Source organism: Gluconobacter thailandicus F149-1 = NBRC 100600 (assembly GCF_000964465.1).
Taxonomy (GTDB): Bacteria; Pseudomonadota; Alphaproteobacteria; order Acetobacterales; family Acetobacteraceae; genus Gluconobacter; species Gluconobacter thailandicus.
This window is the reverse complement of sequence record NZ_BANH01000040.1, coordinates 63,604-87,428: the sequence shown is the minus strand read 5'-3', so window position 1 is coordinate 87,428 and position 23,825 is coordinate 63,604. Positions and strand designations below refer to the sequence as shown.

19 protein-coding genes and 1 pseudogene are annotated in these 23,825 nt (G+C 56.0%); 10 read left to right on the top strand and 10 right to left on the bottom strand.

All coding sequences use genetic code 11. From position 1 onward, the window contains the following. The first annotated feature begins 5 nt into the window (after positions 1-5). The 3 genes from B7444_RS11125 to B7444_RS11115 all read left to right on the top strand — a co-directional run bounded on the left by B7444_RS11125 (position 6) and on the right by B7444_RS11115 (position 4,607). Positions 6-1,082, top strand: coding sequence for an HlyD family secretion protein (locus B7444_RS11125; protein ID WP_007283269.1), 1,077 nt, complete (start codon positions 6-8; stop codon positions 1,080-1,082). A 32-nt stretch (positions 1,083-1,114) separates the two neighbouring features. Further along, complete coding sequence (locus B7444_RS11120; RefSeq protein ID WP_007283268.1) at positions 1,115-2,596, top strand: efflux transporter outer membrane subunit; 1,482 nt, start codon at positions 1,115-1,117, stop codon at positions 2,594-2,596. Positions 2,597-2,807: 211 nt separating this feature from the next. After that, positions 2,808-4,607: a putative bifunctional diguanylate cyclase/phosphodiesterase gene (locus B7444_RS11115; RefSeq protein WP_007283267.1), complete on the top strand. Its 1,800-nt coding sequence runs from the start codon at positions 2,808-2,810 to the stop codon at positions 4,605-4,607. A 71-nt stretch (positions 4,608-4,678) separates the two neighbouring features. On the opposite strand, the gene B7444_RS11110 is transcribed toward B7444_RS11115, so the two are convergent. Further along, positions 4,679-6,946, bottom strand: coding sequence for a TonB-dependent receptor (locus B7444_RS11110; protein ID WP_007283266.1), 2,268 nt, complete (start codon positions 6,944-6,946; stop codon positions 4,679-4,681). A gap of 180 nt (positions 6,947-7,126) precedes the next feature. Between B7444_RS11110 and B7444_RS11105 the strand changes: the two genes are divergently transcribed. Beyond that, positions 7,127-9,394, top strand: coding sequence for a TonB-dependent receptor (locus tag B7444_RS11105; protein WP_007283265.1), 2,268 nt, complete (start codon positions 7,127-7,129; stop codon positions 9,392-9,394). 25 nt (positions 9,395-9,419) lie between these two features. Here the strand turns inward: B7444_RS11105 and B7444_RS11100 are convergent, their stop codons facing one another. Then, positions 9,420-10,073: a TetR/AcrR family transcriptional regulator gene (locus tag B7444_RS11100; RefSeq protein ID WP_007283264.1), complete on the bottom strand. Its 654-nt coding sequence runs from the start codon at positions 10,071-10,073 to the stop codon at positions 9,420-9,422. Between the two features lie 281 nt (positions 10,074-10,354). Here B7444_RS11100 and B7444_RS11090 point away from each other — a divergent pair, with 281 nt between their 5' ends. Next, positions 10,355-11,293 (top strand): glycosyltransferase family 2 protein, encoded by a 939-nt coding sequence (locus tag B7444_RS11090; RefSeq protein WP_231502797.1) that lies wholly within the window; start codon positions 10,355-10,357, stop codon positions 11,291-11,293. 43 nt (positions 11,294-11,336) lie between these two features. Here the strand turns inward: B7444_RS11090 and B7444_RS11085 are convergent, their stop codons facing one another. From B7444_RS11085 to B7444_RS11070, 4 genes are all read right to left on the bottom strand, one after another. After that, complete coding sequence (locus B7444_RS11085) at positions 11,337-11,882, bottom strand: cupin domain-containing protein (protein WP_007283262.1); 546 nt, start codon at positions 11,880-11,882, stop codon at positions 11,337-11,339. A gap of 342 nt (positions 11,883-12,224) precedes the next feature. Beyond that, positions 12,225-12,992, bottom strand: a complete 768-nt coding sequence (locus B7444_RS11080) for a sulfite exporter TauE/SafE family protein (protein ID WP_007283261.1) — start codon at positions 12,990-12,992, stop codon at positions 12,225-12,227. Positions 12,993-13,007: 15 nt separating this feature from the next. Further along, positions 13,008-14,693 carry a bifunctional protein tyrosine phosphatase family protein/NAD(P)/FAD-dependent oxidoreductase gene (locus tag B7444_RS11075; RefSeq protein WP_007283260.1) on the bottom strand — a complete coding sequence of 562 codons (1,686 nt, stop codon included), beginning with the start codon at positions 14,691-14,693 and terminating at the stop codon, positions 13,008-13,010. 45 nt (positions 14,694-14,738) lie between these two features. Next, the gene (locus tag B7444_RS11070) at positions 14,739-15,665 is read right to left on the bottom strand and encodes an MBL fold metallo-hydrolase (RefSeq protein WP_035729339.1); all 927 of its coding nucleotides are present in this window, start codon (positions 15,663-15,665) and stop codon (positions 14,739-14,741) included. Between the two features lie 104 nt (positions 15,666-15,769). Here B7444_RS11070 and B7444_RS11065 point away from each other — a divergent pair, with 104 nt between their 5' ends. From B7444_RS11065 to B7444_RS11050, 4 genes are all read left to right on the top strand, one after another. Continuing rightward, positions 15,770-16,414, top strand: a complete 645-nt coding sequence (locus B7444_RS11065; protein WP_007283258.1) for a peroxiredoxin — start codon at positions 15,770-15,772, stop codon at positions 16,412-16,414. Beyond that, positions 16,411-16,812: an ArsR/SmtB family transcription factor gene (locus B7444_RS11060; RefSeq protein WP_007283257.1), complete on the top strand. Its 402-nt coding sequence runs from the start codon at positions 16,411-16,413 to the stop codon at positions 16,810-16,812. The genes B7444_RS11065 and B7444_RS11060 overlap by 4 nt, the downstream gene beginning before the upstream one ends. A 118-nt stretch (positions 16,813-16,930) precedes the next feature. Further along, positions 16,931-17,182: a hypothetical protein gene (locus B7444_RS11055; protein WP_231502798.1), complete on the top strand. Its 252-nt coding sequence runs from the start codon at positions 16,931-16,933 to the stop codon at positions 17,180-17,182. 144 nt (positions 17,183-17,326) lie between these two features. Continuing rightward, on the top strand, positions 17,327-18,409 hold the full coding sequence (locus B7444_RS11050; protein WP_007283255.1) for a LacI family DNA-binding transcriptional regulator: 1,083 nt from the start codon (positions 17,327-17,329) through the stop codon (positions 18,407-18,409). Positions 18,410-18,418: 9 nt separating this feature from the next. Here B7444_RS11050 and B7444_RS11045 read toward each other — a convergent pair whose 3' ends face one another. Genes B7444_RS11045 through B7444_RS11035 form a run of 3 tightly spaced genes read right to left on the bottom strand, consistent with a single transcriptional unit; the run spans position 18,419 to position 20,965 of the window. Beyond that, positions 18,419-19,084: an HAD family hydrolase gene (locus tag B7444_RS11045; RefSeq protein WP_007283254.1), complete on the bottom strand. Its 666-nt coding sequence runs from the start codon at positions 19,082-19,084 to the stop codon at positions 18,419-18,421. Positions 19,085-19,130: 46 nt separating this feature from the next. Then, a complete protein-coding gene (metF, locus tag B7444_RS11040) occupies positions 19,131-19,997 on the bottom strand; it encodes a methylenetetrahydrofolate reductase [NAD(P)H] (RefSeq protein ID WP_015072541.1) in 867 nt (288 codons plus the stop codon). Positions 19,998-20,026: 29 nt separating this feature from the next. Continuing rightward, complete coding sequence (locus B7444_RS11035; protein ID WP_007283252.1) at positions 20,027-20,965, bottom strand: ArsR/SmtB family transcription factor; 939 nt, start codon at positions 20,963-20,965, stop codon at positions 20,027-20,029. Between the two features lie 261 nt (positions 20,966-21,226). Here B7444_RS11035 and B7444_RS11030 point away from each other — a divergent pair. After that, positions 21,227-21,655 (top strand): annotated as a pseudogene (locus tag B7444_RS11030) (5-methyltetrahydropteroyltriglutamate--homocysteine methyltransferase); the annotation flags it as partial. 43 nt (positions 21,656-21,698) lie between these two features. Here the strand turns inward: B7444_RS11030 and B7444_RS11025 are convergent. Further along, on the bottom strand, positions 21,699-23,804 hold the full coding sequence (locus B7444_RS11025; protein WP_007283250.1) for a M13 family metallopeptidase: 2,106 nt from the start codon (positions 23,802-23,804) through the stop codon (positions 21,699-21,701). Positions 23,805-23,825: the final 21 nt, after the last annotated feature.

Sequence of the window (23,825 nt, the reverse complement as noted above, 5' to 3'; positions counted from 1 at the left end):
CAGACATGATTTATGGAAAGCCTCTTCTTCTCGCCGGCTGTGCAGTCGTGGTTCTGACCGGACTGGCCTGGAGCGCCGACCGCTTCTTCGTGGGTGACGGCGTTCATCAGAAAACCAATGACGCTTATGTCACGGCTGACTTCACGACCGTTGCCCCCAAAGTCTCCGGCCGGATCGACCGCGTTCTGGCGGAAGACAACGAAAACGTTCACGCTGGCGAAGAACTTGCCCATATCGAAGATGACGACTATCGCGCCGCCCTTGCCGCCGCCAAGGGCGACGTGGCAGCCGCAGAAGGCGATGTGAACAACCTTCAGGCCATGCTTGCCCGTCAGGACAGCCTGATTGCCGCCGCTTCGGATACTGTTAAAGCTGACGAAGCCAGTCTGGCCTTCGCCCAGCAGAACGCCACCCGCTACCATAATCTTTCCGCAGGTGGAGCCAGCACGCTCGAGCAACAGCAGGGCGCGGATGCCCATCTTCGGGAAGCGATGGCCGCTCTCGCCCGTGACAAGGCTGGTGTTGATAGTGCCCGACAGCAAATTCCGGTTCTTCAGGCTCAGATCCAGCGTGCACAGGGCGCCTTGCTCAAAGCTCAAAGTGCCGAGCATCAGGCAGAGCTGAACCTGTCCTACTGCACCATTCCAGCACCGGTAGACGGCATTGTTGGCGAGCGTGGCGTACGCGTCGGGGCATACGTGCATCCGGGCACCGGTTTACTGGCTGTGGTTCCGGTTCAGAAAGCCTATGTGCTGGCCAATTTTCAGGAAACCCAGCTGACCAAGATGCAGACAGGCCAGCAGGCAACCATCTGGGTTGATACCTTCCCCGGCCATCCGCTCCACGCGCATGTGGACAGTCTGGCACCGGCGACGGGCGTAGCCTTTGCTGCGATCCAGCCGGATAATGCGACAGGCAACTTCACGAAGGTGGTCCAGCGCGTTCCCGTCAAACTGACATTCGATGCCGGGCAGCCTCTGGCGACCAAGGTTCGCGTTGGCATGTCTGTTGAAGCGGAAGTGGACACGGCTTCGCAGCCGGAAGGCCCACATGCCCGTGACAACCGTTACGCCTGGCAGTGAGACAGTCCATGCGCTTTTCTCTATCCCCACGAATGGCTGCTCTTCTGTCCGTCACAGCGCTGAGCGCCTGCACGGTCGGACCGGACTATCATAAGCCCTCCGACAACGCGCCTGCGCACTACCATGAGAGTGTCGCTCCAGCGACAGACCACCCAACCGAAGCCGCGCTCGATCCGCAATGGTGGCACCTTTACAACGACCCAGTGCTGACGCAACTAGAAGCCGATGTTGTCCGCAGCAATCTTGACCTGCGAACGGCCGCCCTGAACCTTGCCGAAAGTCAGGCGGAGCGCCGTATTGCCAGTGCGGCACAAATGCCGCGACTGGATGGTGCCGCGTCCTATGCGCGCGAGCGTGCCAGCACCAATGGTATCCTTGGTCTTCTCGGAACAACCGAGCAGGCCAGTCCAGGGGACGTTGCCAGCGGAGCACAGGGTTTCGGACCGGCGGCGGCTGATGGCGCCAAGGGCAACCCTGCGTTCAACCTTCCACAATATGGGCTGAGCGCATCCTGGGAAGTGGATTTCTGGGGACATGTCCGCCGGCAGGTTGAAGCTGCCACTGCCGCGATGCACGCCACGGAAGACATGCAGCGCAATGTGCTTGTTTCCCTGATGGCGGAAACAGCCCAGAATTATATTGCACTCAGGAATATTCAGGCCCAGATCGCCATCACGCAGCAGAGTATCGAGATCGCACGTCATAGTGTCGATCTGACAAATCTGCGCTTTACCCAGGGAACAGCGACCAAACTTGATGTCGCCTATTCCCGCGGGCAAATGCATAGTTTCGAGGCCCGTCTTCCTGTTCTGAAAAGTCAGGAAGTGCATCTCATCAATGCCCTCAGCTTCCTTGTCGCACGCGAACCGGGAGCACTGGCCAGTACCCTCGGCAAGCCCGGTGCCATTCCGCCTGTGCCCACAACCATCCCGACCGGCCTCCCCTCACAGCTGGCAGATCGCCGACCGGACATTCGTGCCGCACAGGAACGCCTCCATGCTGCGACGGCCAGTATCGGCGTTGCCATTGCGGACTTTTATCCCCGCATCACCCTTTCCGGCAGCCTCGATATTCAGGCTCTCCAGTTCAGCGGGCTCGGGTCCTGGGCATCACGTCAGTATGGCTTCGGTCCGACCATGACGCTGCCTCTCTTTGAGGGCGGTCGCCTGACTGGCCAGCTTCATCTTCGCAAAGCACAGCAGAAAGAAGCCGTGATCGCGCTTCAGAAAACAATTCTGCATGCCTGGGAAGAAATCGATGACGCCATGACGGATCTAAGCACCGCTCAGGAGCGTCAGAAGCGACTGGAAGAAAGTGTCACCGAGAATGAAACAGCCGTTCACATTGCCCAGCTTCAGTACAGCCAAGGTGCCGGGGATTTCCTGAATGTCCTGACAGCACAGAGCGCGCTTCTTTCGACACGAAGTGCCCTGTCTGAAGCACGGGCCGGAGTATCGATTTCAATGGCTCATCTGTATCGCGCTCTGGGAGGAGGCTGGGAAGGAGCACTCTAAGCCTCTTTTTCCACCATGCCAGAAAACATTATATGAATGTGTTTCTGGCATTTGAAACTGTTCTGTTTTAAAGATGCCCGTCTGTTAAGAAACAGTTCTTGCTTTATTGTCTTTTTATAGAGACAACTCAGGAAAAACCTGGTTTTTATCATTTTGTTAGTGCTTTTCTCGCAACACTCACATCTTACGGACCAGCGGGACAGAATTTGTAATGCCTTCTCAAGAGCAGGATTTCAGAACTTACATCGAATCACTTCAGGCCTGGTCTGAAAGTGCACACGACTCTTTTGTTCTTCATGCCCTTGACTGCTCAGCCATTGTCGCAGTTACAGATATACGCGGCCGGATACTCTCAGCCAACGACAAATTTGTGGAAATCAGTGGATATCCGCGTGATGAACTGATTGGCCAGGATCACCGGATGCTTCATTCCGGCGTTCACGATTCGAATTTTTTCCAGAAAATGTACCGGACCATTGCTCAAGGTGGGGTCTGGCATGGTGAAATCTGCAACCGGCGTAAAAACGGTCAGCTTTACTGGGTCGATACAACTATTGTTCCGCGATGCGCCGCAAACGGAAAAGTAACAAATTACGTTGCCATCCGCTTTGACATTACCGCTCGCAAACATGCTGAGCAGCGCCTGACTGCCAACAGGGTCAAGCTGCAGGTCGCCGTGAATACGGACTTCCTCACCAATATTTCCAATCGCACATCGTTCTCGCAGTACCTCAAAGATCTCTTTACCCGGGAACATCCTGATAACCGGTATGTCTGCCTGTGCCTTCTCGATATTGATACCTTCAAGGCCATCAACGATACGTCCGGTCATGAATCCGGCGATCGACTGCTCAAGCGAATTGCCAACAGACTGAAGACTTTTCAGTCTCCGGACTGTTTCATTGCACGCATCGGCGGCGACGAATTCGCCATCATCATGGTGTCGGATGAGCCGCAGACATTTGAAATCCAGCTTAAGAAAATTCTTGAGAATATGCGCTTCCGCTTCCGGGGAGGCGGCCTGACGCATCATTGCAGCGCCAGTCTGGGTTACGCCGTATCGCGCCTGAACGACAGCCGGAAACGTGAAATCCTGCGCTGTGCGGATCTGGCGCTTTATGAAGCCAAAGCCGAAGGACGTAACCGGATCAAGAAATACGCACAATTCATGAAGGAGAAGACCGAACGGCGCTCCCGCATGCGTAAGGCGATTCAAATCGGCCTCAAGAAAAAGCAGTTCAAGCTTTTTTATCAGCTGATTCTACCTATCAACCGGGAAAAGCGTCCATCTTTTGAGGCTCTGCTGCGGTGGGATCATCCAGAACGCGGCCTCCTTGGTCCACATTACTTTCCAGAGGCTTTTGAAGACGCGGAACTCAGCATTGCCATCGGAGATTTCGTACTTCGTCAGGCCCTGATGGACATCCGCCATTTGACAAAGCAGGGAGTACCGTTCGACCGCGTTTCCATCAACGTCACGTCCGATGACTTCCGCGACTATCATTTCACGGAAAGACTATTCCGGGAAATGAATCGATATTTCGTTTCGGCCGAGAAAATCACGATCGAAATCACGGAAAAAATCCTTTTCGGAATGCACAACCAGCATATTCTTGATGAACTGAAGAAACTTCATCGGGCAGGTATTCAGATCTCTCTGGATGATTTCGGAACCGGTTTTGCATCCCTCACCCACCTGCGAACCGTTACCTTCGATCATGTCAAAATCGATCGGGTCTTTACGGCCGGCGTGACGGAACGTGGAATAGACACCGCCATTATTCGTGGCGTTATTGATATCGTGCATAGCATGGGGCGGGTTGTGGTGGCGGAAGGCGTAGAGACCTCCGAGCAGGCAGACGCGCTGGCGCTCATGGGGTGTGACTTCTTTCAGGGATGGCATTTTTCCAAGGCTATTCCCCTTTCACAGATCCCGCATATTCTGAATTTGGACGGGCCACCGTGGATACGCAATGATCCATTCGTACTGGATATGGAAGTAGCGGAATAATTTCCGCCATTTAAAAAAACGGACAAAAAAAGGGGCAGGCATTCTCATGCCTGCCCCTTTTTTTTGGAATCTCAGAACCGCTGATCAATACCCGTCAGGATCGTGCGGCGCAGACCATATTGCGGCGCGCCCACGCCAATTCCGCTGCCATCACGCAGGAGATAAGTCTTGTCGAACAGGTTCGTCACATCCAGACGAAGCTGCGTCTGCTTCAGGAACGGTACGTGAAACAGATCCTTGAAGGATTGAACAAGAGACAGATTAAACGTCGCATATTGCGGGACGGACGCACCGTTTGGCGTCGCGCCATCTGCTCTCAGACCGCTTCCATAAACCATCGTTGCTGACAGACGCAGCGGATGCCCGGTCTTGTAGAACGCCGTGTAGCTTGTGCCGGCAGACGCCGTCCAGCGCTGGTCATGATCAAGATGGACCCAGTGCTTCTTGATGTATGACAGATCGTCCGGATCGAAGTTCCATTCACCGGACACCACATCCTTGCCGATGGCACGCGACCAGGAGAAGTTGCCGTACACACTGAACGCCCCACGTGTGTAGTCCGTTGAGAACTCGTATCCGTGCACCTGTCCGCGGCGATAGTTGAACACCGACAGGATGACCGGGGAGCCGAACTGCCCTTCATCGATCATGTTCTTGGCCAGTTTGACGTAGGCATCAAACGACGCATGCCAGCCCGGCAGGATCGTCTGGGAGAAGCCAGCATCAAAGTAATGGTCGCGTTCAGCTTTGACCGTGCTGTTCTTGTAGTTCGCAGGCTGTGCAGAGGTGCCCGTATATTTGTACAGGGCCGTTCCGGTCACGAGTTCGAACGGCGGCGGCGTGAAGTAACGGGAATAGCCCGCATGCAAGGTTCCACCATGCCAAGGCTTGTAAACGATGTTGATGCGTGGGCTGACCTGCTTTGCATGCGTGTACTCATCCACGCCATCAAAACGCAGACCGTAATTGATGGTCAGGTTTTTGAATGGACGCCACTCATCCTGAGCATACAGTCCGTACATCCAGCCAGTGCGGCCGGAACCATCATGAATGCTGGCCGTATCGCCGGAGTAAGCGGCATTGCCGTCTTCATCTTCACCCGTCTGCGTATAAACAGTTGAGTCAGACTTGGACGTATTCCGCTCGACATAGATCTGGTAGCCGAAACGGACAGTATGATCTTTTGCGGCCTGCCAGGTCGCATCCGTCTGGTTTCCGGTTGAAAAGACAGAACGCGCCGCGCGCTGTGCAATGCCGTTATAAACCAGATCGCCCAGCGGATCGGGCGAGTACCGTAGGGAACTGTATCGCAGAACGGCAGACGTCTGGAAGCTCAGACGCCCCATGTCCTTCTGAAGGGACAACATGCCGAAATCCGTGATTTCCTTCTGATGCTCACTCAGGCTTCCACTGTCCCCAATGCCAGACTGGTTCTGGGACAGAGAGCTTCCAAGATAGGACGGATTGGCAAACTGGCGCTGCTGACCCGGATTGTTCGGAAGCTGGTACTCAGCATTCGAAACACCGGCCGTCAGGCTGATCCGGGTGTTTTCATCAACCGTGTAACGGGCGTGCCCGAGGAAGTGATACTGATTGGTCAGATCGTGGATCGCATTGAAGCTGGGGGTCGTGTTTTCAATGCCAACACGGTTGTGAACATAGTCAGCCGTCGCGAACCAGTCCCATTTCCCTTTGTGACCGCCATATTGAAGTGACGGGAAGAAATAGTCGCGCGCACCGCCGTAGATGGAAATGCTGCCACCGGGGTCGGAATAACCGTTCTTGGTGTTGATATCGATCACACCAGCCTGAAGAAATCCATACTCGCTGGGCAGCGCGCCCGTCGTCAGGGACATGGAATGGGCAAATCGGGTCATCAGCGCCTGACCAAAGACACTCATGCCTTCCGGAAGTGCTACACCGTCCAGACGGAACTGAACTTCGTTATGATCGCCACGGATATGGATCTGACCATAGCTATCCTGCGCCACACCCGGAGCCTGAAGCAGGACGGAAGTGAGTGGAGCATTATCGCCACCCGGATTGGTCTCGATATCCTGACGGCTGAAATGATAGGTCGTGGCACCCGTGGAAGACTGGAGCGCATCGCGGGCACGCTCCAGATGGGCATTGACGACAATATTGTCCTCACCCTGCCGACTGGTTTCCGTCACGGTCGTACCATGCTGGTCGTCGGAATGGCCGAAGCTGGAACGTGAGGTCTCCGTATCGGTACCTGTTGTTCCTGTCGTCGTTTCCTGCGCGTGGGCAGCACCACACAGAGCCGTCATGCATCCAAGAAGCACAAGGAAGGATCGGGCAGACACAAAAGGCAACATGACGTCCTCAACAGGCGAAAGAGATTTTCAGCGCCAAGTCTCTATTATGTTATATCATAACAGATCAAGCGGAAGCGGACTCTTTTCCTCCTGATTGTTTGCTCTGGCGTCCCGGTGAGATATAAAAGCCACAATTCTGCCGTTGCCCGGCACTTTCCTTTCAGAAGAGTATCTTTTCCCATGTCGTTCCGCAGGGTTCTTCTTTTGGGCGTCAGTCTCCTGAGCGCCTCATCAACCCTCGCAGCAACACGCCCTATCCATCTACCCCAAAAGGAACAGAGGCACTCCGCGCCGAAATCTCTTGAGGCTCATGCGGATGAAACCATCAAGGTCAGCGTCAAGAGAACGGATTTTGCATTTCAGTCAGCCCAGAAACAGCCGGACGCCGATACACGACTGACCGCAGAGCATCTTATCGAGCGCGGCGTCGTGACGTTACGGGACATTGAGCGCGTTGCCCCCAATCTGACCATTCAGTCCATCAACGGAACGGCCTCCACGAATTTTTATCTTCGCGGCGTGGGTTTCAACGACTTTACCCAAAACAACATTCCAACCGTTCTGACCTATTTCGATGACGTGCCCTTCGCATTCTCGACCATGGCCAGCGGCCTGATGTTCGACCTGGCAGATGCAACGGTCACACCGGGCCCGGTCGGCACCATGCATGGACAGTCCGACACAGGCGGTGAAGTCCGTTTTCGCACGGCAGATCCGACGAGCACCTGGCATTATGGCGCCAGCGAAGACATTGCGTCCTATGCCCGCAGCCGAAGCGAAGCCTACGTGTCCGGCCCCTTGGCGAAGGGACTCGATTTCCGCCTTTCCGGTCAAACCCGACAGGGTGGCGGCTGGCAGACCAATCCCCTCACGGGAGCCCATCTGGGCGATGCAGACTCCTGGGCTCTGCGTGGCAAGCTCCGCTGGCGTCCTGACAGCCGGACGACCATCATGCTGTCCGGTCATTTCGTGCAGGACAACAGCGAAGTCGTTACCGGCGTTCCGGTTTATCGTCTGATCGGCTCCCAGGGATTGCCCTCACTGGGACGGCAGCAGGCTGAATGGTCTCTGAGGCCTCAGTTTGCCGATCTGATCGGCCGTCCCCGCAGCCTCAAACCGAGCGAGCACAACCAGTTCTGGGGCTGGGATCTTCATATCGACCGCGATCTGGGCTTTGCCAAAATCACGTCCATCAGCGCCTTTGAAACAGAACGCCAGGGCGAATACACAGATCAGGATGCAACGTCAGCCTCACAGGCCGATACGTACCGCACCATCAGCGCAAACGCGTTTACGCAGGAACTTCGGCTCTCATCCCGCGATCCATCCAGCCGTCTGCAATGGGTTGTCGGCGCGTTCTATCAGCGCAGCCGGATGAAACAGCGCTTTCTGTTCGATTACACGAACTACACTGCGCGCGGATACATGATGTCCACCAATTTCGGGATGAATCAGGAAAGCACATCCGAGTTCGGCCATATCAGCTATCGCCTGCCTCATAACGTCACGCTGTTTGGCGGACTTCTGCACGAAATTGATGACCGCTCACTCACAGGTCTGAAATCTGAAATCTTTGGCCGTTCAACACGTATCTTCCAGCCTGAAAGTACGGCATCTGCCCAGTTCGCGGGACAGATCGGCGTATCGTGGCAGATGCTTCAAAGCACCATGGTGTATTACAAGCTGAGCAAGGGCTTCAAACCGGGCGGTTTCAGCGCCAACAATACCCAGATCCAGGCCCAGCTTGATCCCTTCGGCCCGGAGACAGTCCTGACCCATGAGGTCGGCTTCAAAAGCGACCCAATCCCCGGAAAACTGCGCCTGAACGGTGCCGCATTCTATAATGATTTCCACGGACAGCAGGTTGTCGGGACAGTAATGATCCCGAATTACGGACCACTCAGCGAAATCACCAATGTTCCGAAGTCAGAAAGCTGGGGCTTTGAAGGCACTGTGGAAATGCACCCGGTCCGGCATATCTTCGTCACACAGAATATTGGTTGGCAGCGTGGAAATTATCAGGATTTCCCGAACGTCAATCGCGCCGCTACAAACGCCTATTATGCCAAGACAGGCGTCTGGAAGGCCATTACCACCGATTTTGCAGGCGTGGATAACGGGCAGCCCAAGCTAACCCTCAATGGGCAAGCCGAATGGCGTCAGGCCCTGACAGATCGACTAGGCCTCGATATCGGGCCAGACTGGTCATATCGTGGCAGTCAGGCCATTGCTGTCGGAGGGACGGGCTTTTATCGCCTGCCACCCTACTTCCTGCTTGGAGCTCACGCGACCCTGCGCCCCGCCTCGGGGCACTGGGAAGCCACGGTGTACGCTTCGAACATCCTGAACCGCCAGTATTTCGAAAGTGGCGGCATGGCGACGACAACGTACTTCTATATTCCCGGCACGCCACGATTTATTGGCGGCCGTATTTCAAGCAACTTCTGACATCAACAAAGGGGGTTGTGCCCGCTTACTGGCGGGTTCCAACCAAACAACGGATCAGACCCTGGAGGTCCCGGATATTCGCTTCTGTCTCCAGAGTGCAGTTCCACAAGGTGTCCATTGCGCGGAAGTGAATAGTGCTGAGAAGCATGTCCAGAACCGTATCAGCTGGATAACAGAACCCGGCTTCTCCCCGCTGTCTTGCGCGCTCCAGAAAGCAGCGCATCTGTGCCCGTGCAGGCTCGATGCTGACCTCACGCAGAACAGTCCCGAATTGCGGGTTGTGGACCGCCTCGCCCAGCAAAGTGCCGTAGGTACGCCCAAGTGGGGTTGCAAGAAAGCGGATACGCGCTTCAACAAGCTGATCCACATCTCCAAGAAAACTTCCCGTGTCGATATCCGGTGTCAGACTGGTTTTCCACTGACGGATCGCATCGAAGAACATGGCCTGTTTCGTTGGCCAACGCCGATAAACGGTTGCCGTGGAAACCCCCGCCGCTTTCGCCACTTTGCCAATGGTCAGCCCCTGATAGCCCTCTTCGGTCAGAACCGTGGCGATCGCTGACAGAATCGTGTCTTTCAGAAGAAGATTGACGGGCCTACCAGGCGAACGCGCCACCTTCATATCTCCGAGATGCGGCGGAAAGATTTCCTTTACCGCTAAAGATGACGACTGGGACATACCCGGCCTCCCTGTTGAAAAAGGTCTTGCCTCTAGCCTTAACGAAATCGAGAGGCTTTCCACAAGGCTTAAGATTGGTGCGTTTCCTGGAAAAAACACCCCTCATGAAATTGTGAGCAGGGAACCTTAAGCCGTTGGCACCTCTTTCACCTCTCCCCACAGGATAGCGAAGCAGGTCAAACTTCTTTATATATTGCAGCCAAGGCGTGTCTGCCTTCGCAATCAGACCCTGACCGGCCCGCCTGCATCGCATATCCGGAAGCATTGGGAAGAGTAAAAACATGGCTATTGTGCGCGTTGTAATGATGCAGCGAGATGAAGGTACCATGCTCGCTCGCTGGATTGCGCATTATGCTTGGCTTTTCGGTTTCGAAAATCTGACTATTCTTGATAACGGCTCTGTTGATCCCCAAACAATTGCCATTCTGGACAGCGCCGAAAAGCGAGGCGTTCTGGTTCGAAAAGATCTGAACCAGCCGCATGATTTTCATAACAAGGGTGGCCATTTTACCAATATCATCCACAGTTGGGACGGGAATCATGATTATGATTTTGCGCTGCCCGTCGATTGCGATGAGCTTCTCGCTATCTTTACGGAAGACGGCCTCTCCTTGGACAAGGCCGCCATTCATGTAGGCCTTGATGCCCTGAGAGGCACAGACTGTGCGCTCAGAATTGATACATCTCTTTTCAATGTTCCAGGTCAGACCGGCTGGTACTCTCCCATCCGCCATTTCCACAAAGGATTTGTCGCAGCCAAAACGATCTCAGTTTGCGATAATGGACAGCACGAACCCCGCTCAGCCATTCGGGATGAGTTCAAAAGTACTGCTTTCACTTATCTGCATGACCACCACGTTCCCTATCAGGCCTGGAGAGAGCGCCTGAAGAACAAGGTGGTCGGCCTGGTTGATGCGGACGACGAAGCTGCTCTGCGCGCCTATCTTGCCCAGCCCCACGCAGAAGGCGCTCATGCTGTTGAGGCACTTCTCGTCACTGCTGATGAATACGCCCATCTCTATGATGGCAGTGTGCGTGTCTTTGTGGGGGCCGGCGCAACCCCGGTCAATTTCGTCGAAGGACCAAGGCTGGCAACCACGTTGTGGAACAACAACGCCTATCTTGAGGCCAATCCTGATGTGAAGCAGCACTACACAATTGGCGCTCTACAGCATTATCTCAGGGATGGATTCCGGGAAAACCGCCCTCTTCATCCTTGAGAATACACACATCCATCATGTTTCTGTTTTAACAGGCGACTGATCAGAATGTCGGTGGCGTACATGCGCTGATCAGTTCGCAGGGCTCTTCGCTGATACAGCGGAAGCGATGGGGCTTGCGGCTGTCAAAGTAATACGCATCCCCCGGCCCAAGAATATGGGTCTGGTTCTCCACGGTGACTTCCACCTGCCCGCGGATAACGACACCGGCCTCCTCCCCATCGTGAGCATATGCAACACCGGTACCAGATGCCGGCTCATAACGCTCATGCAGGACCTGAAGGGCACGACCGAACAGATTGCCCCCAACCTGCCGCAGGGACACGCCTTTTTGTCCGATCTCTGTCAGGTCTTCGGCGGGGTAAAAATATTTTTCCTGCCCTTCTGTCTCGAAACTGAAGAAATCGCCAAGCGTGACAGGAATACCGTCAAGAACACGCTTCAACGTGCCTATCGAGGGGTTCATGTCTCCTGATTCAATCAGGGAAATGGTAGAATTGGTGACACCTGTGCGCTTGGCCAGTTCCCGCTGGGACAGGTTCCTTGCGACACGAACAAGCCGCAATCTCTGACCGACATCCGCCACCATTCTCTCCCCCGTGCTTCAATATCACGTGTAGTATGTCATAACGGTTAAGGAATGGAACATGGAAAAAGACCGTTTCTCCAATGAGATGCTGGCCTGACGACTAAAATTTCCGTTTCACCAAAAGTGGCGCTTCGTTGTGGTTTTACGGAAATGGAAAACCAGATGTGAGGACGGAGTGTCCGCCTCGCAATACATTAAAATTAACTAAATTCATTAAGAGTAAAGATTCTTGATATGCGAAATGATGTCACTTGAACTCAAAAACCACCAAAAGAAAAAGCCTGCCTGAACTCATCAGGCAGGCTTTGAATGAAAAACATTCGTGCGTCTAAAGGCAAGGTGTCAGAGAGCCGCAAGGCTTTGCCAGATCATGTAGCTTGCAACAACGAAGATAACGCCCGCAAAAAACGTCGTCAGAGTACTCCCTGCCCCAGCCAGACGGCGAGCGGCAGAAGTTCCCAGTGTGCTGCCCACGACGCCGCCCACCACAAACAGCGCCCCCATGACCCAGTCTACATAGCCCGACAGCATGTAACTCAGGGCTGTACTGGCACCAAAAGCCGCGACTGCCACCAGCGAAGTGCCAATCGCATTCAGAATAGGCATCCGTGTGCAGGCAACCAGGGATGGTACGATCAGAAACCCTCCCCCAATTCCGAAGAACCCGGACAGGAGGCCTGTTCCCAGTCCACTGGCCATGACTTTGGGCATGTTGTCGCGGTTACAGGCGGCCCCGGCAATCCCCGGATTCCGGCGCCCCCGGAGCATCAGAATGCCCACAACAATCATAAGAATGGCGAAGCAGAGGAGTAGTTTCTGGCCATCCACGGCCTTGCCCAGAGCCGCACCCACCAACGCCCCAACAACGCCAAAAGGTGCAAAAACGGCAGCACACCGCCACTTGACGGTTTTCTGCCCCGCATGACTGACAAGACCCGCCAGCGCATTCACGGCCACCGCCATGGCACTGGTACCGATGGCAACGTGGGGGTTTTTTACACCCACCACATAGACCATCAGGGGAACAGCGAGGATGGAACCACCCCCGCCAATCAATCCAAGTGTGAAACCGATGATGACGCCACAGAACAGTTCAATCGCGATGTGCATTGCGCTGGCTGACGATCACTTCTTGCCGGGCTTCAACGGTTCCGGCGCGACGAAGAGCTCATGCCCTTTGAGCATGCCTTTCCAGTAAAGAGCAGGCATGACGTATTTCTTGAGCCACCAGGCCAGACGGGTTGGCTTCTGGCCATTCAGCAGCCATTTCGGAAGCGTTGGCGCCAGTTTTCCGCCGTAGGAGAATTCAGCCAGTACGATCTTGCCGTTCTCCACCGTCAATGGGCACGCACCGTAGCCGCCGTATCCCGAAACCGGATCCTTGCGCTTCAGGAACGCCAGAACGTTCGTTGCCACCACAGGAGCCTGAACCCGCACAGCCGCTGCCGTCTTGGCGCAGGACGTGCCAATCACGTCCCCAAGAGCGAAGACCTGTGGATAGCGGACATGCTGCAACGTCTCGGGATTGACCTCCACGAAGCCATCCGAACCGGCAATCGCACTTTCACGCACCACTTTCGGGGAGACCTGCGGCGGTACGACATGCAGCATGTCGAACGTACATTCCACACGATCAATACCGGTCTCCGTCTTGCGCTCGAACACGGCAATCCGCTCAGGCCCATTCACTTCGACCAGCTTTGAACCGAGATGCAGAGCGATATCATAATCGCGCACATAGTTCATCAATGCAGGAACGAATTCCTTAACGCCGAACAGGGCAGGCGTTGCCGTATTGAAGTCGACCGAAATGCTCTTCAGTACGCCCCGACGACGCCATGCATCGCAAGCCAGATACATGGCTTTTTGCGGCGCACCCGCACATTTGATAGGCATGGGAGGCTGCGTGAAAATGGCCTTGCCACCTTTTAACTGCTCCACCAGCTGCCAGGTATAGGGCGCGAGATCGTAGCGATAGTTCGAGGTCACACCGTTCTTGCCGAGGGTCTCCTTAAGGCCCGGGATAGCGTCCCAGTTCAGGGAAATCCCGGTTGCGACAATCAGGGCATCGTAAGACAGAACCGTCCCGTCATTCAGCACAACCTCACGCGCTTCCGGGCGGAAGATTTCCACGGCATTTCGCAGCCAGACCGCGCCCTTGGGAATCAGATCCTGCTCACGGCGACGCGTCTGTGCGGCCTTGAAAATACCGCCACCAACCAGCGTCCAGCCCGGCTGGTAGAAGTGCTCTTCGGATGGTTCCACAATCCCTAGCGCGAGAGCCGAGTCACGCTTCAGAAGGCTTGCCGCAACCGACAGCCCCCCAGCCCCACCACCAATGACAAGGACCTGAAAGTGACGTGCACCTTCGCGAGACGGCATGGACGGTGCCGGCACGGCCTCAAGGCGAGACTTCAAACCACCCAGATCAATACCCGCCCGCGCAGCATCCGCAAGAATGTCGCTGGCTGGACGCGTGCCAGCCTCTGCCAATGCCCAGATCTGAGCAGCGCGGGTTCCAGAGCGACAATATCCAACGATCGGCGAAGGAAGGGACGCCAGCGCTGCACGGGTTGCCTGGATCTGAGAGTCATCAGGCACCGTCCCCGCCTTCACCGGGATGGTGACAAATGCCATATCCGCGGCCTTTGCAGCATCGGCCACCAGCTTGGCTTCTGGTTGATCCGGTGCCTCACCGTCCGGCCGGAAGCAAATAATGCTGCGAAAACCTTCGCTCTTCAGAACAGCAACATCCTGCGGCGCCACCTGAGGGGACACAGCATAGCGTTCCGTGATGTGGTTTGTGGGCATGATTACCTCTCCGGTGACGGTAAAAATGGATGAATATGGTTCCGCTCAGATGCGGTTGACGGGAATCTTGATGTAGCTGATGCCATCCGCTTCCGGCTCGGGCATGTGGCCACCTCGCATGTTGACCTGTACGGACGGCATCAGAAGCTTTGGCATCGCCAGTGTTGCATCTCGCGTCGTCCGCATGGACACGAACTCGTCTTCGCTGATGCCATCATGAACGTGGATATTGCACTCGCGTTCAAGGGCAACCGTCGTCAGCCACGCATACTCGTCACGACCCGGAGCCTTGTAGTCATGGCAGAGGAACAAACGCGTTTCCGGAGGCAGGGACAACAGACGGCGAATGGACCGGAAAAGCTGACGGGCATCGCCCCCCGGAAAATCCGCACGGGCCGTGCCAAAATCCGGCATGAAAATCGTGTCCCCGACAAAGGCGGAGTTTCCAATAACGAACGCCATGTCCGCAGGCGTATGACCCGGAACATGCAGGACGGTCACTGGAATTTCACCAAGCGCGAAAGTCTCCCCATCCCTGAACAGCCGATCAAACTGGGACCCATCGCGCGCAAAACGCGTGCCAGCGTTGAAAATCTTGCCGAAAACATTCTGAACACGAATGATGTCCGCGCCAATTCCCAGCTGTCCACCGAGCTGTTCCTGCAACCATGGTGCAGCCGAGAGATGATCGGCATGAGCATGCGTCTCGAGTTGCCAGTCGACGGTCAGCCCTTCCCGGCGAACATACTCCACAATCACCTGGGCAGAACCGTTGGATGTCCGGCCCGCGGCGGCGTCGTAATCAAGTACGCTATCAATGATCGCAGCGCGACGGGTGACAAGGCAGTGAACAACGTGGCTGGCGGTATTTGTGGCTTCGTCAAAGAACGTGCAAACTACAGGGGACGGAACCTCACCGTTCTGCACACGCCTGATCTGGGCGGTCGCAGCTTCAATGGCAGCATCGCGCATGACGTTTTCACCCCCGGAGTTAAGCATTTCAAAAAAATCAATTCTGTGTTTATTAAAGTCATTAACTATCAAACGTCAAGACCCGGACAAGCTGGAACAGGACCATGACAGGCCCCATCACTGACGATCTTTCCTTCCCGACGCTTCGTATTGGGGATGAAGCCCCGGATTTCACGGCCCGTACGACACACGGTGAATTCGTACTGAGTTCCCTGCGCGGACGCTGGGTGATGCTGTTCGCACATCCTGCAGACTTTACGCCTGTCTGCACGAGCGAGTTCATTGCCCTTTCCAAACTGGAGCCTGCTTTCCGAGAACGGGACTGTGTTCTGCTTGGCCTGTCCGCAGACAGCCTGCCCGCGCATCTGGCATGGATTTCAGCCATTGAAGAGCGCTTCAATGTCCGTGTCCCATTTCCAATCGTGGAAGATCCTTCGATGGAAGTGGCCCGGGCTTATGGAATGATAGATCTCGAAGCCCAGAACAGCGCCACGGTCCGGTCCGTGTTTTTCATTGATCCTACGGGCATCATTCGCACGATCATCAACTATCCGGCCAGCGTCGGGCGCTCGGTTGCAGAGCTGCAACGTGTCCTCTGCGCGCTGCAGGAAGTTGATCGATCCAACATCCTCACACCCGAGGGATGGCAACCCGGTGAGCCTGCCATCGCTCCGCCACCACAAACCCAGGAGGCCGTTCAGAAGGCCGGCCCGAGTTGGTTCCTTCAGCCGAAAAAGCCCCGCTCATGACTCTGCTCGCACTTGAAGAAAGCCGTAATCTTGCCGAATGGCTCCGCCTTCTGGCGCAACCCCAGCGTCTGACGATCCTGTCAGCACTCCTGGATGGCCCGCATGCCGTCAGCGAAATCGAAACCATGACGGGAATCGGGCAGCCCACACTGAGCCAGCACCTTGGCACCTTGCGACGCAGTGGGCTGATTGAGTCGCAGCGTGAATCCCGCGCCATCAGTTACTGCATGGCTGATACGCCGGACGCTGCCCGCGCCCGGATGCTTCTGATGACCCTGCGCCCGGATGGACAGGCCGTTACCCCTTCGGCCGCAACGCCTCTGCGCAAGGCGAATACTCAGGCGGCCTCGCAGGATGGTGCCCGCTTTGCCCGTATCGTCCGGCCCTTGTCACGGTAAATCAAAGAGGACTGTTTCAGGTCTATTTGTGCATCATCGTCATCTTCTTGACGACACCCCAACCAGGCCGGAAACTGCTTTCTTCGCCAGACGCTTTTACATGGAAAGGAGGCGGACCATGACCCGTTATCTTGTGATCCTAGCCTATCTGGCTGGACTTGCCCTTGGCTCTGCTAACGCGGCAACACGCGACGAGCAGAAACAGGCCTGTCAGGGCGATGCAATCCGGCTTTGCACATTCGCCATTCCCAACGAAGCCAAGATTACTGCCTGCATGAAGAAAAAGCTGGATCAGCTCAGCCCGAAATGTCGCGCCATGTTCGAACCACTCCCCAAGAAGAGCGATACTGTTTCCAAACCCAAAGAATGATCTTTCTGAGCTGTCCTGTCGTAATTGTGAAGACGGAATGGAAACACGCAGGCTAGTATTTGTTTTCAGGGCCTTAGCCTTGACGGGTCTGCGCAGTACCTATCAGGATTGCGTAAAAGGCCCGCTTTCATTATTGGACAGTCCATGAAAACCACCCGTCAGCACGGCCGCCGCAAAGTTACCCTCAAGGACGTAGCAGCACAGGTCGGGGTGTCTCACACGACCGTCTCGAACGCCTATATCCGCCCCGGTCAGCTTTCTGCGGCCCTGCGGGAAAAGATTTTCGCCGCCGCGCAGGACATGGGCTACACCGGCCCGGACCCAGCAGCCAAGCAGCTCGCGACGGGACATGCTGGCGCACTTGGATTTCTTTTCAGCGAAGACCTGCCCTACGCCTTTTCGGATCCAGCAGTTCTGACTGTTTTGAATGGTGTCGCCAAAAGCTGCAACGAACTCGAAACCGATTTGGCACTGATTTCTGCTGGCAGCAGCCTTCGCAACATGAACACCCCCGTTTCGCTGGGGAATGCTGCCGTGGACGGGTATATCCTGTATTCCGTTGCCCCTGACAGCCGGTGCGTCATGATGGCTCAACAGAGAAATGTACCGCTGGTGGTCGTAGATCAACCACGGCTTGATGGCATTCCGTATGTTGGCATTGATGACAAGGATGCTGCCTACAAAGCTGCCAAGACACTCCTGGAGCTTGGACATCGCCGCTTCGGAATCCTGTCTCTTAAAACAGCGCATGACGATTACTTTGGTATCCTGACCGCGAAGCGCCGCGCCAATATTGCTCACAGTACGATTGCCATGCGCCTGGAAGGGTACCTGACAGCTCTTCAGGAAGCTGGCATTGCCCCGGAAACAGTTCCGGCCTGGGAAATTCCCATCAATTCCGAAGAAGCTGGTGCTGAAGGCGCCCGGTTTCTCATCAACCGGCCTGAACGTCCCACAGCAATCCTCGCCATGAGTGACCGTGTCGCGATCGGCGCCATGCAGACCGTTCGTGCCGCAGGCCTCAGTATCCCGCAGGATGTGTCAATTTTCGGCTTCGACGACATTCCGGCAGCCGAAGCAGCTGATCTCAGCACCATCCGTCAGCCCCATGAGCAAAAGGGCATGGAAGCCGTGCGCCTTCTCGTTCAGCAGGATGGGCGCCAGAATGTCATTCTGAAGACCCAGTTGATTGAACGCGGAAGTATTGGCCCAGCCCCGAAGGGCTGAGCCGATCTGTTACAGGCTGACGACGTTCAGAAGATCGGTCACGCGGTCGATCCGGTAATCTGGCTTGAGATCAATGCACTGCTGTGCAGAACCGTGACCATAACTTGCCCAGCAGCCTGCAATCCCTGCATTACGGGCAAAAGTCAGATCGGCGGTCGTATCCCCCACCATCAGAAACTCTGAAGCCTTTGCATCCGGAAACAGGGGACGCACACGATCCGTCATGACGCGCGGATCTGGCTTGTGTGGATACTGCGGCTCGGAAGCGATAACACCACTGAGCCATTCTCCCAGCCCAAAACGCTCAATGCTGTGATGAACTGTTGGTGCATGCTTGTTGCTCAGGATGACCAGGGTGGCCCCTTTGCCCTTCAGCGTGTCCAGAACTGACTTTACGCCATCAAACAACACTGTCTCTTCCTGATCCGCCTTGGGATAACAGGCCCGGTAATGGCGAACAAAAGCTCCTGCGGCCTCGTCATCGCTCTTGGGGACAACGGCCTGAAAGAGCGTCTGAAGCGTGCCGCCCTTGGCCAGTTGCTTCTTGAGAGCGTCCGAAGACGGCGCTTCGTAGCCACTGGCCTCAAAAGCTTCCTTCAGGCTGCGAAGAATGGCCGGCTGCGTTTCCGCCAGCGTACCATCGTAGTCGAGAAGAACGATCGGGAATCTTGTCATTCCCTTTTGTCACCCCGTTCGCACAGGAAATCCAGCCCTCTCCCCTTCAGAGCGGACGACACCCGAGAAGGCGGCAAAGAGCAGACGCCGTATCTGCATGATTCAGCGTATAGAAATGGAATTGTTCCACACCTTCCGCTTTCAGTGTCTGGCACAAACGATCCGCCACGGTCGCTGCAACAAGCGCACGTGTCTGCGGCGTCTCGTCCAGACCATCGAACAGATCCCGCATCCACTTCGGCACGTTGGCGCCACACATTTCGGCAAACTTCCATGCCTGCGCTGCGCTCCCTATAGGGAGAATACCTGGCACAATCGGACGCTCGATTCCAATCGCAGCTGCACGGTCCCGAAATCGCAGGAACGTCTCCGCTTCAAAGAAAAACTGTGTCAGAGCCCGGTCTGCTCCAGCGTCAATCTTCGCCCGTAGATGCTCCAGATCCGCCTGAGGATTGAGAGCGGCAGGATGGGTTTCCGGATAAGCCGCAACGGAGATTTCGAAAGGCGCTATCTCCTTCAATCCACGCACCAGATCCACAGCCCCGGCATAACCTTCCGGATGAGGCTCATACACACCCCCGGCTGACGGCGGCGGATCACCACGCAGGGCCACGATGTGCTTCACACCTGCATCCCAGTATGCCTGAGCCACGGCATTGACCTCTTCTTTGGAGGCTCCGACGCAAGTCAGATGTCCCGCCAGTGGCGCGCCAGTTTCCCGAACCATGTCTTTCAGCGTGGCCAGGGTCCGGTCCCGTGTTGACCCGCCTGCCCCGTAAGTCACGGACATGAACTGCGGACCAAAAGCAGCAAGCGTCTTTGCATTCTCCAGGAGGGTAGCGGCAGCCTTCTCCGTCTTGGCAGGAAAAAACTCGAACGAAATTGCGGGCAGAGGCCCTGTCTGTGCGGGCATCACGCCAGCTCCTTGTTCAATAATTCAGATCAGTTGGGGCGTTGGCCGAGCCAGAGTTTGACGGTCAGTTCACCTTCAAGAGCCACCGGCTCCGCGGGGATCAGACCGGCGGCACGAAACCATGTCGCCATCTGCGCATCCGTAAACCCAAGCCGGACATGCGCATCCCGCGTGCGAAGTTCTTCCCGGTTATGAGAAGCAAAATCGACAACCAAAAGTCGGCCATTGGCGTCCAGAATACGCGCGGCCTCTGCAATCACGGCCGCAGGATGCTGCGCGTAGTGGAGAACCTGATGCATGACCGCGACGTCGGCCGAGCCTTCCGGCAAAGGAAGTGCCTGAAAATCGCCCTGCCGAAGATCGGCGTGCTCCAGACCGGCTTCCCCCAGCTTGGTTCGCGCCAGCCGCAGCATGGCCGGACTGCGATCAAACCCGATGACGGTTCGGGCTCCCCGCCCCAGCAGCTCCATCATGCGACCAGTTCCGGTGCCTATATCCACAAGCCGACCGATCGGGAACGCCGAGAGCGTCTGCAGGATGGCCGCTTCAACTTCCTGCTCGGAAACATGCAGGGAACGCAACGCATCCCATTCTGCCGCGTGGGTTTCAAACCAGTCTTCGGCCGCAAGGGCACGAACATCCCGAATGGCCTGCAAACGAATACGATCCGCACGGATTTCCGCCGGTTCCCGTGCCGTCCACCGATCCAGCGCCATGAAAACAGGCTCTAGAACTTCCGGCGCACCCAAGGTCAGAAACACCCAGCTTCCTTCCTTCCGCCGCTCGATCAACGCAGCATCAGCAAGAATCTTCACATGACGCGAAACGCGAGGCTGACTCTGCCCAAGAACCTGCGCCACTTCGCCGATGGACAGTTCCATTTCGCGCAAAAGGGCCAGAATCCGCAGACGGGTCATGTCTGCCAGTGCCTGGAAAATGGTAAGTGCCTGCTCCATACAGGCTTTCATATAAGGAGTTCTTTATATGAGCAAGAGCTATTGACTCTTTTTCAGAATATGCGGCAGTCATGAGGCTTGTCATGGTTCCATGCGAGATGTTCACACATCTGGCGTGGCTAAGAGGGAAGGCGGAATCGGTGCGAAGACCCGCAAGCCAGGAGACCTGCCACCGCACATAACATCCTCCGGCGGGGCGTTCCGGACGGGTCACGCATGTCTCCACGCCGCACATTTCCTGTTCGGGGCGTGAACGGTCCTGCATGCCCTGCGAGCGCAGACCGGCGATCCTATCTGGACTGGACCGTGGAAAGTTTCCGCATTTCAGCCTCGGGTGTACGGGACGCGACGCAGATCCATACCCATATGTGCTACTCGGAATTTAACGACATCATTGCTGCCATTGGCGCGATGGATGCGGATGTGATTTCGATTGAAACCGCCCGTTCCCACATGGAACTGCTCGATGCGTTCGCAGCCTATCGTTACCCTGCGGAAATCGGGCCAGGCGTTTACGATATCCATTCCCCACGCGTGCCGTCTGTCGAGGAAATGGTGGACCTGCTCCGGGCCGCCAGCAGAACCATCAGCCCGGATGCCCTCTGGGTCAATCCGGATTGCGGACTGAAAACCCGCAAATGGGCAGAGACGAAAGCTGCCCTGATCAACATGGTTGCGGCAGCCCACTATATGCGCCCGTAAAAAAGTGGGCAGATGGGGTGGCGCTCCACCCCATCACGCACAGTTACCAGATTTTGACGCGCTGATCCGGCGTCAGATAAAGCTTATCGCCCGGCTGCACGTTCCACGCCTTGTACCAGAGGTCTATGTTGTGCATCGGAATGTTCACACGAGCTTTCGGCGGCGAATGCGGGTCGATGACGACAAGCTGCTTCTCGGTATCCGGGCGCAGCTTCTGACGCCAGACCTGTGCCCAGCCCATGAACACGCGCTGATCGCCCGTCAGGCCATCAATGACCGGAGCCGGCTTACCGTTCAGGGACGCATGATAAGCATCCAGTGCCAGCGTCAGACCACCCAGATCGGCAATGTTCTCGCCCATCGTGAGCTGGCCGTTCACATGAACGCCCGGCTGTACTTCGAAAGCGTCATACTGCGCACCGAAACGGTCCGCCAGCTTCTGGAAGCGCTCTCCATCTTCCTTTGTCCACCAGTTCCGCAGGCGCCCTTTGTCGTCGTATTTGCGGCCCTTGTCGTCAAAGGAATGGGTCATTTCATGCCCAATGACGCCACCAATCGCACCGTAATTCACAGCCGGATCGGCCTTCGGGTTGAAGAACGGCGGCTGAAGGATCGCGGCAGGGAACACGACCTCTACAAAACGCGGATTGTTGTAGGCATTCACTGTGGCGGGCGACATCAGCCACTCGTTGCGATCCACAACCTTGTCCAGATGGCTGAGCTGATAGTGCCATTCGAAGGCAAATGCGCGCTCGGCATTGCCGTACACATCACCCTTCTTCACGACCAGATCGGAATAATCACGCCATTCATTCGGGTAACCCACCTGGATTTCAAAGCTGCCCAGCTTCTTCAGCGCGGCGTCACGCGTCTGCGCGCTCATCCATGTGTTGTGTTCGAGGCGATTGTGGAAAGCAGCTTTCAGGTTGCCCGTCAGGGTCTGCATGGCAGCACGATCCGAGGCCGGGAAATACCGATCCACATAGATTTTGCCGAGTGCCATTTCCATGGCAGCGCTCGTGAAATCCACACCGCGCTTCCAGCGAGCCGCCAGCGCAGGCTGGCCGGACATCGCTTTTGCATAGGCAAAGCGCGCCTGCACAAACGGATCAGACAGGAATGACGCAGAATTATTGGCCATATGGAAAGCCTGCCAGGCGCGCAGGGTATTCAGATCAGTCCTGGCAATCAGATCCGCTTCAGCCTTGATGGCAGACGGCTCTCCCACAATGACGGTCCGCTGTTCCAGACCAGCTGCCGGCACACCAGATGCAAGCAGCCATGTCATCCAGTCAAAAGACGGTGTGCTCTTGACCAGGGCGGCCACAGTCATCGGATTATAGGTCTTGTCTGGATCCCGCAGTTCCGTCCGCGCCCAGTGAACCTTGGCGATTTCCGTCTCAAACGCCACGATATCCGCAGCGGACTTCGTCGGGTCAGCCCAGTGAACAAGCGTCAGAAGCGTCGTGACGTAAGTCTGATAAGCAGCTTTTTTGGAGGCAAATTCCGGCTTCAGGTAGTTATCCCGATCCGGCATTCCCAGTCCGGCATGATCAATGCTGAGTGCATATTTCGTCGGGTCTTTCGCATCAACATCCACATCCACTGCAAACGGGGAAGAACCGAATGTCGTAGCGGACGCACCGCTGAACTGGGCGAATGTCTTCAGGTCCGTGATCTGATGAATGGTAGCAATCTCGGCTTCCAGCGGTTTGGCCCCAACAGCCTCAACCGCCTTTTCATCCATGAAGGACGCATAATAGGTGCCGAGCTTCTCGTTGATTGACTGCGGGTCATCAACCGGATGCGCAGACAGGTCCTTGAGGATGGACTGAATGCGCTGACGGGACGTCTCGGCCAAAGCATTGAACGGGCCATAGCTGCTCATATCCGACGGGATTTCGAGCGTCTTCAGGAAGCTGCCGTTGGCATAATCGAAGAAACTGTCACCCGGCTTCACGCTCATATTGCGGCCCGCGAGATCGAGACCGTACTGATCATATGTGATCAGCGGCACAGCCGGCTTTGCGGAAACAACGGATGGCACTGCTGCCAGCCCAAGACTGGCGGACAACAGCAAAGCTGCCTTACGGGGAAATGTCTTCTGGTGCATGCAAAAAGGCCCGATCGTGAAAATCTGGCAGGCCATGTGGTCTGCCCTCGGGCCTGC

Bases quoted from the DNA above. Each gene is read 5' to 3' on its own strand.
- B7444_RS11115 (WP_007283267.1), top strand. From the start codon at position 2,808: ATGCCTTCTCAAGAGCAGGATTTCAGAACTTACATCGAATCACTTCAG.
- B7444_RS11105 (WP_007283265.1), top strand. From the start codon at position 7,127: ATGTCGTTCCGCAGGGTTCTTCTTTTGGGCGTCAGTCTCCTGAGCGCC.
- B7444_RS11110 (WP_007283266.1), bottom strand. From the start codon at position 6,946: ATGTTGCCTTTTGTGTCTGCCCGATCCTTCCTTGTGCTTCTTGGATGC.
- B7444_RS11065 (WP_007283258.1), top strand. From the start codon at position 15,770: ATGACAGGCCCCATCACTGACGATCTTTCCTTCCCGACGCTTCGTATT.
- B7444_RS11120 (WP_007283268.1), top strand. From the start codon at position 1,115: ATGGCTGCTCTTCTGTCCGTCACAGCGCTGAGCGCCTGCACGGTCGGA.
- B7444_RS11025 (WP_007283250.1), bottom strand. From the start codon at position 23,804: ATGGCCTGCCAGATTTTCACGATCGGGCCTTTTTGCATGCACCAGAAG.
- B7444_RS11075 (WP_007283260.1), bottom strand. From the start codon at position 14,693: ATGCCCACAAACCACATCACGGAACGCTATGCTGTGTCCCCTCAGGTG.
- B7444_RS11050 (WP_007283255.1), top strand. From the start codon at position 17,327: ATGAAAACCACCCGTCAGCACGGCCGCCGCAAAGTTACCCTCAAGGAC.
- B7444_RS11060 (WP_007283257.1), top strand. From the start codon at position 16,411: ATGACTCTGCTCGCACTTGAAGAAAGCCGTAATCTTGCCGAATGGCTC.
- B7444_RS11055 (WP_231502798.1), top strand. From the start codon at position 16,931: ATGACCCGTTATCTTGTGATCCTAGCCTATCTGGCTGGACTTGCCCTT.
- B7444_RS11070 (WP_035729339.1), bottom strand. From the start codon at position 15,665: ATGCGCGATGCTGCCATTGAAGCTGCGACCGCCCAGATCAGGCGTGTG.
- B7444_RS11085 (WP_007283262.1), bottom strand. From the start codon at position 11,882: ATGGTGGCGGATGTCGGTCAGAGATTGCGGCTTGTTCGTGTCGCAAGG.
- B7444_RS11045 (WP_007283254.1), bottom strand. From the start codon at position 19,084: ATGACAAGATTCCCGATCGTTCTTCTCGACTACGATGGTACGCTGGCG.
- B7444_RS11125 (WP_007283269.1), top strand. From the start codon at position 6: ATGATTTATGGAAAGCCTCTTCTTCTCGCCGGCTGTGCAGTCGTGGTT.
- B7444_RS11100 (WP_007283264.1), bottom strand. From the start codon at position 10,073: ATGTCCCAGTCGTCATCTTTAGCGGTAAAGGAAATCTTTCCGCCGCAT.
- metF (WP_015072541.1), bottom strand. From the start codon at position 19,997: ATGCCCGCACAGACAGGGCCTCTGCCCGCAATTTCGTTCGAGTTTTTT.
- B7444_RS11080 (WP_007283261.1), bottom strand. From the start codon at position 12,992: ATGCACATCGCGATTGAACTGTTCTGTGGCGTCATCATCGGTTTCACA.
- B7444_RS11035 (WP_007283252.1), bottom strand. From the start codon at position 20,965: ATGAAAGCCTGTATGGAGCAGGCACTTACCATTTTCCAGGCACTGGCA.
- B7444_RS11090 (WP_231502797.1), top strand. From the start codon at position 10,355: ATGGCTATTGTGCGCGTTGTAATGATGCAGCGAGATGAAGGTACCATG.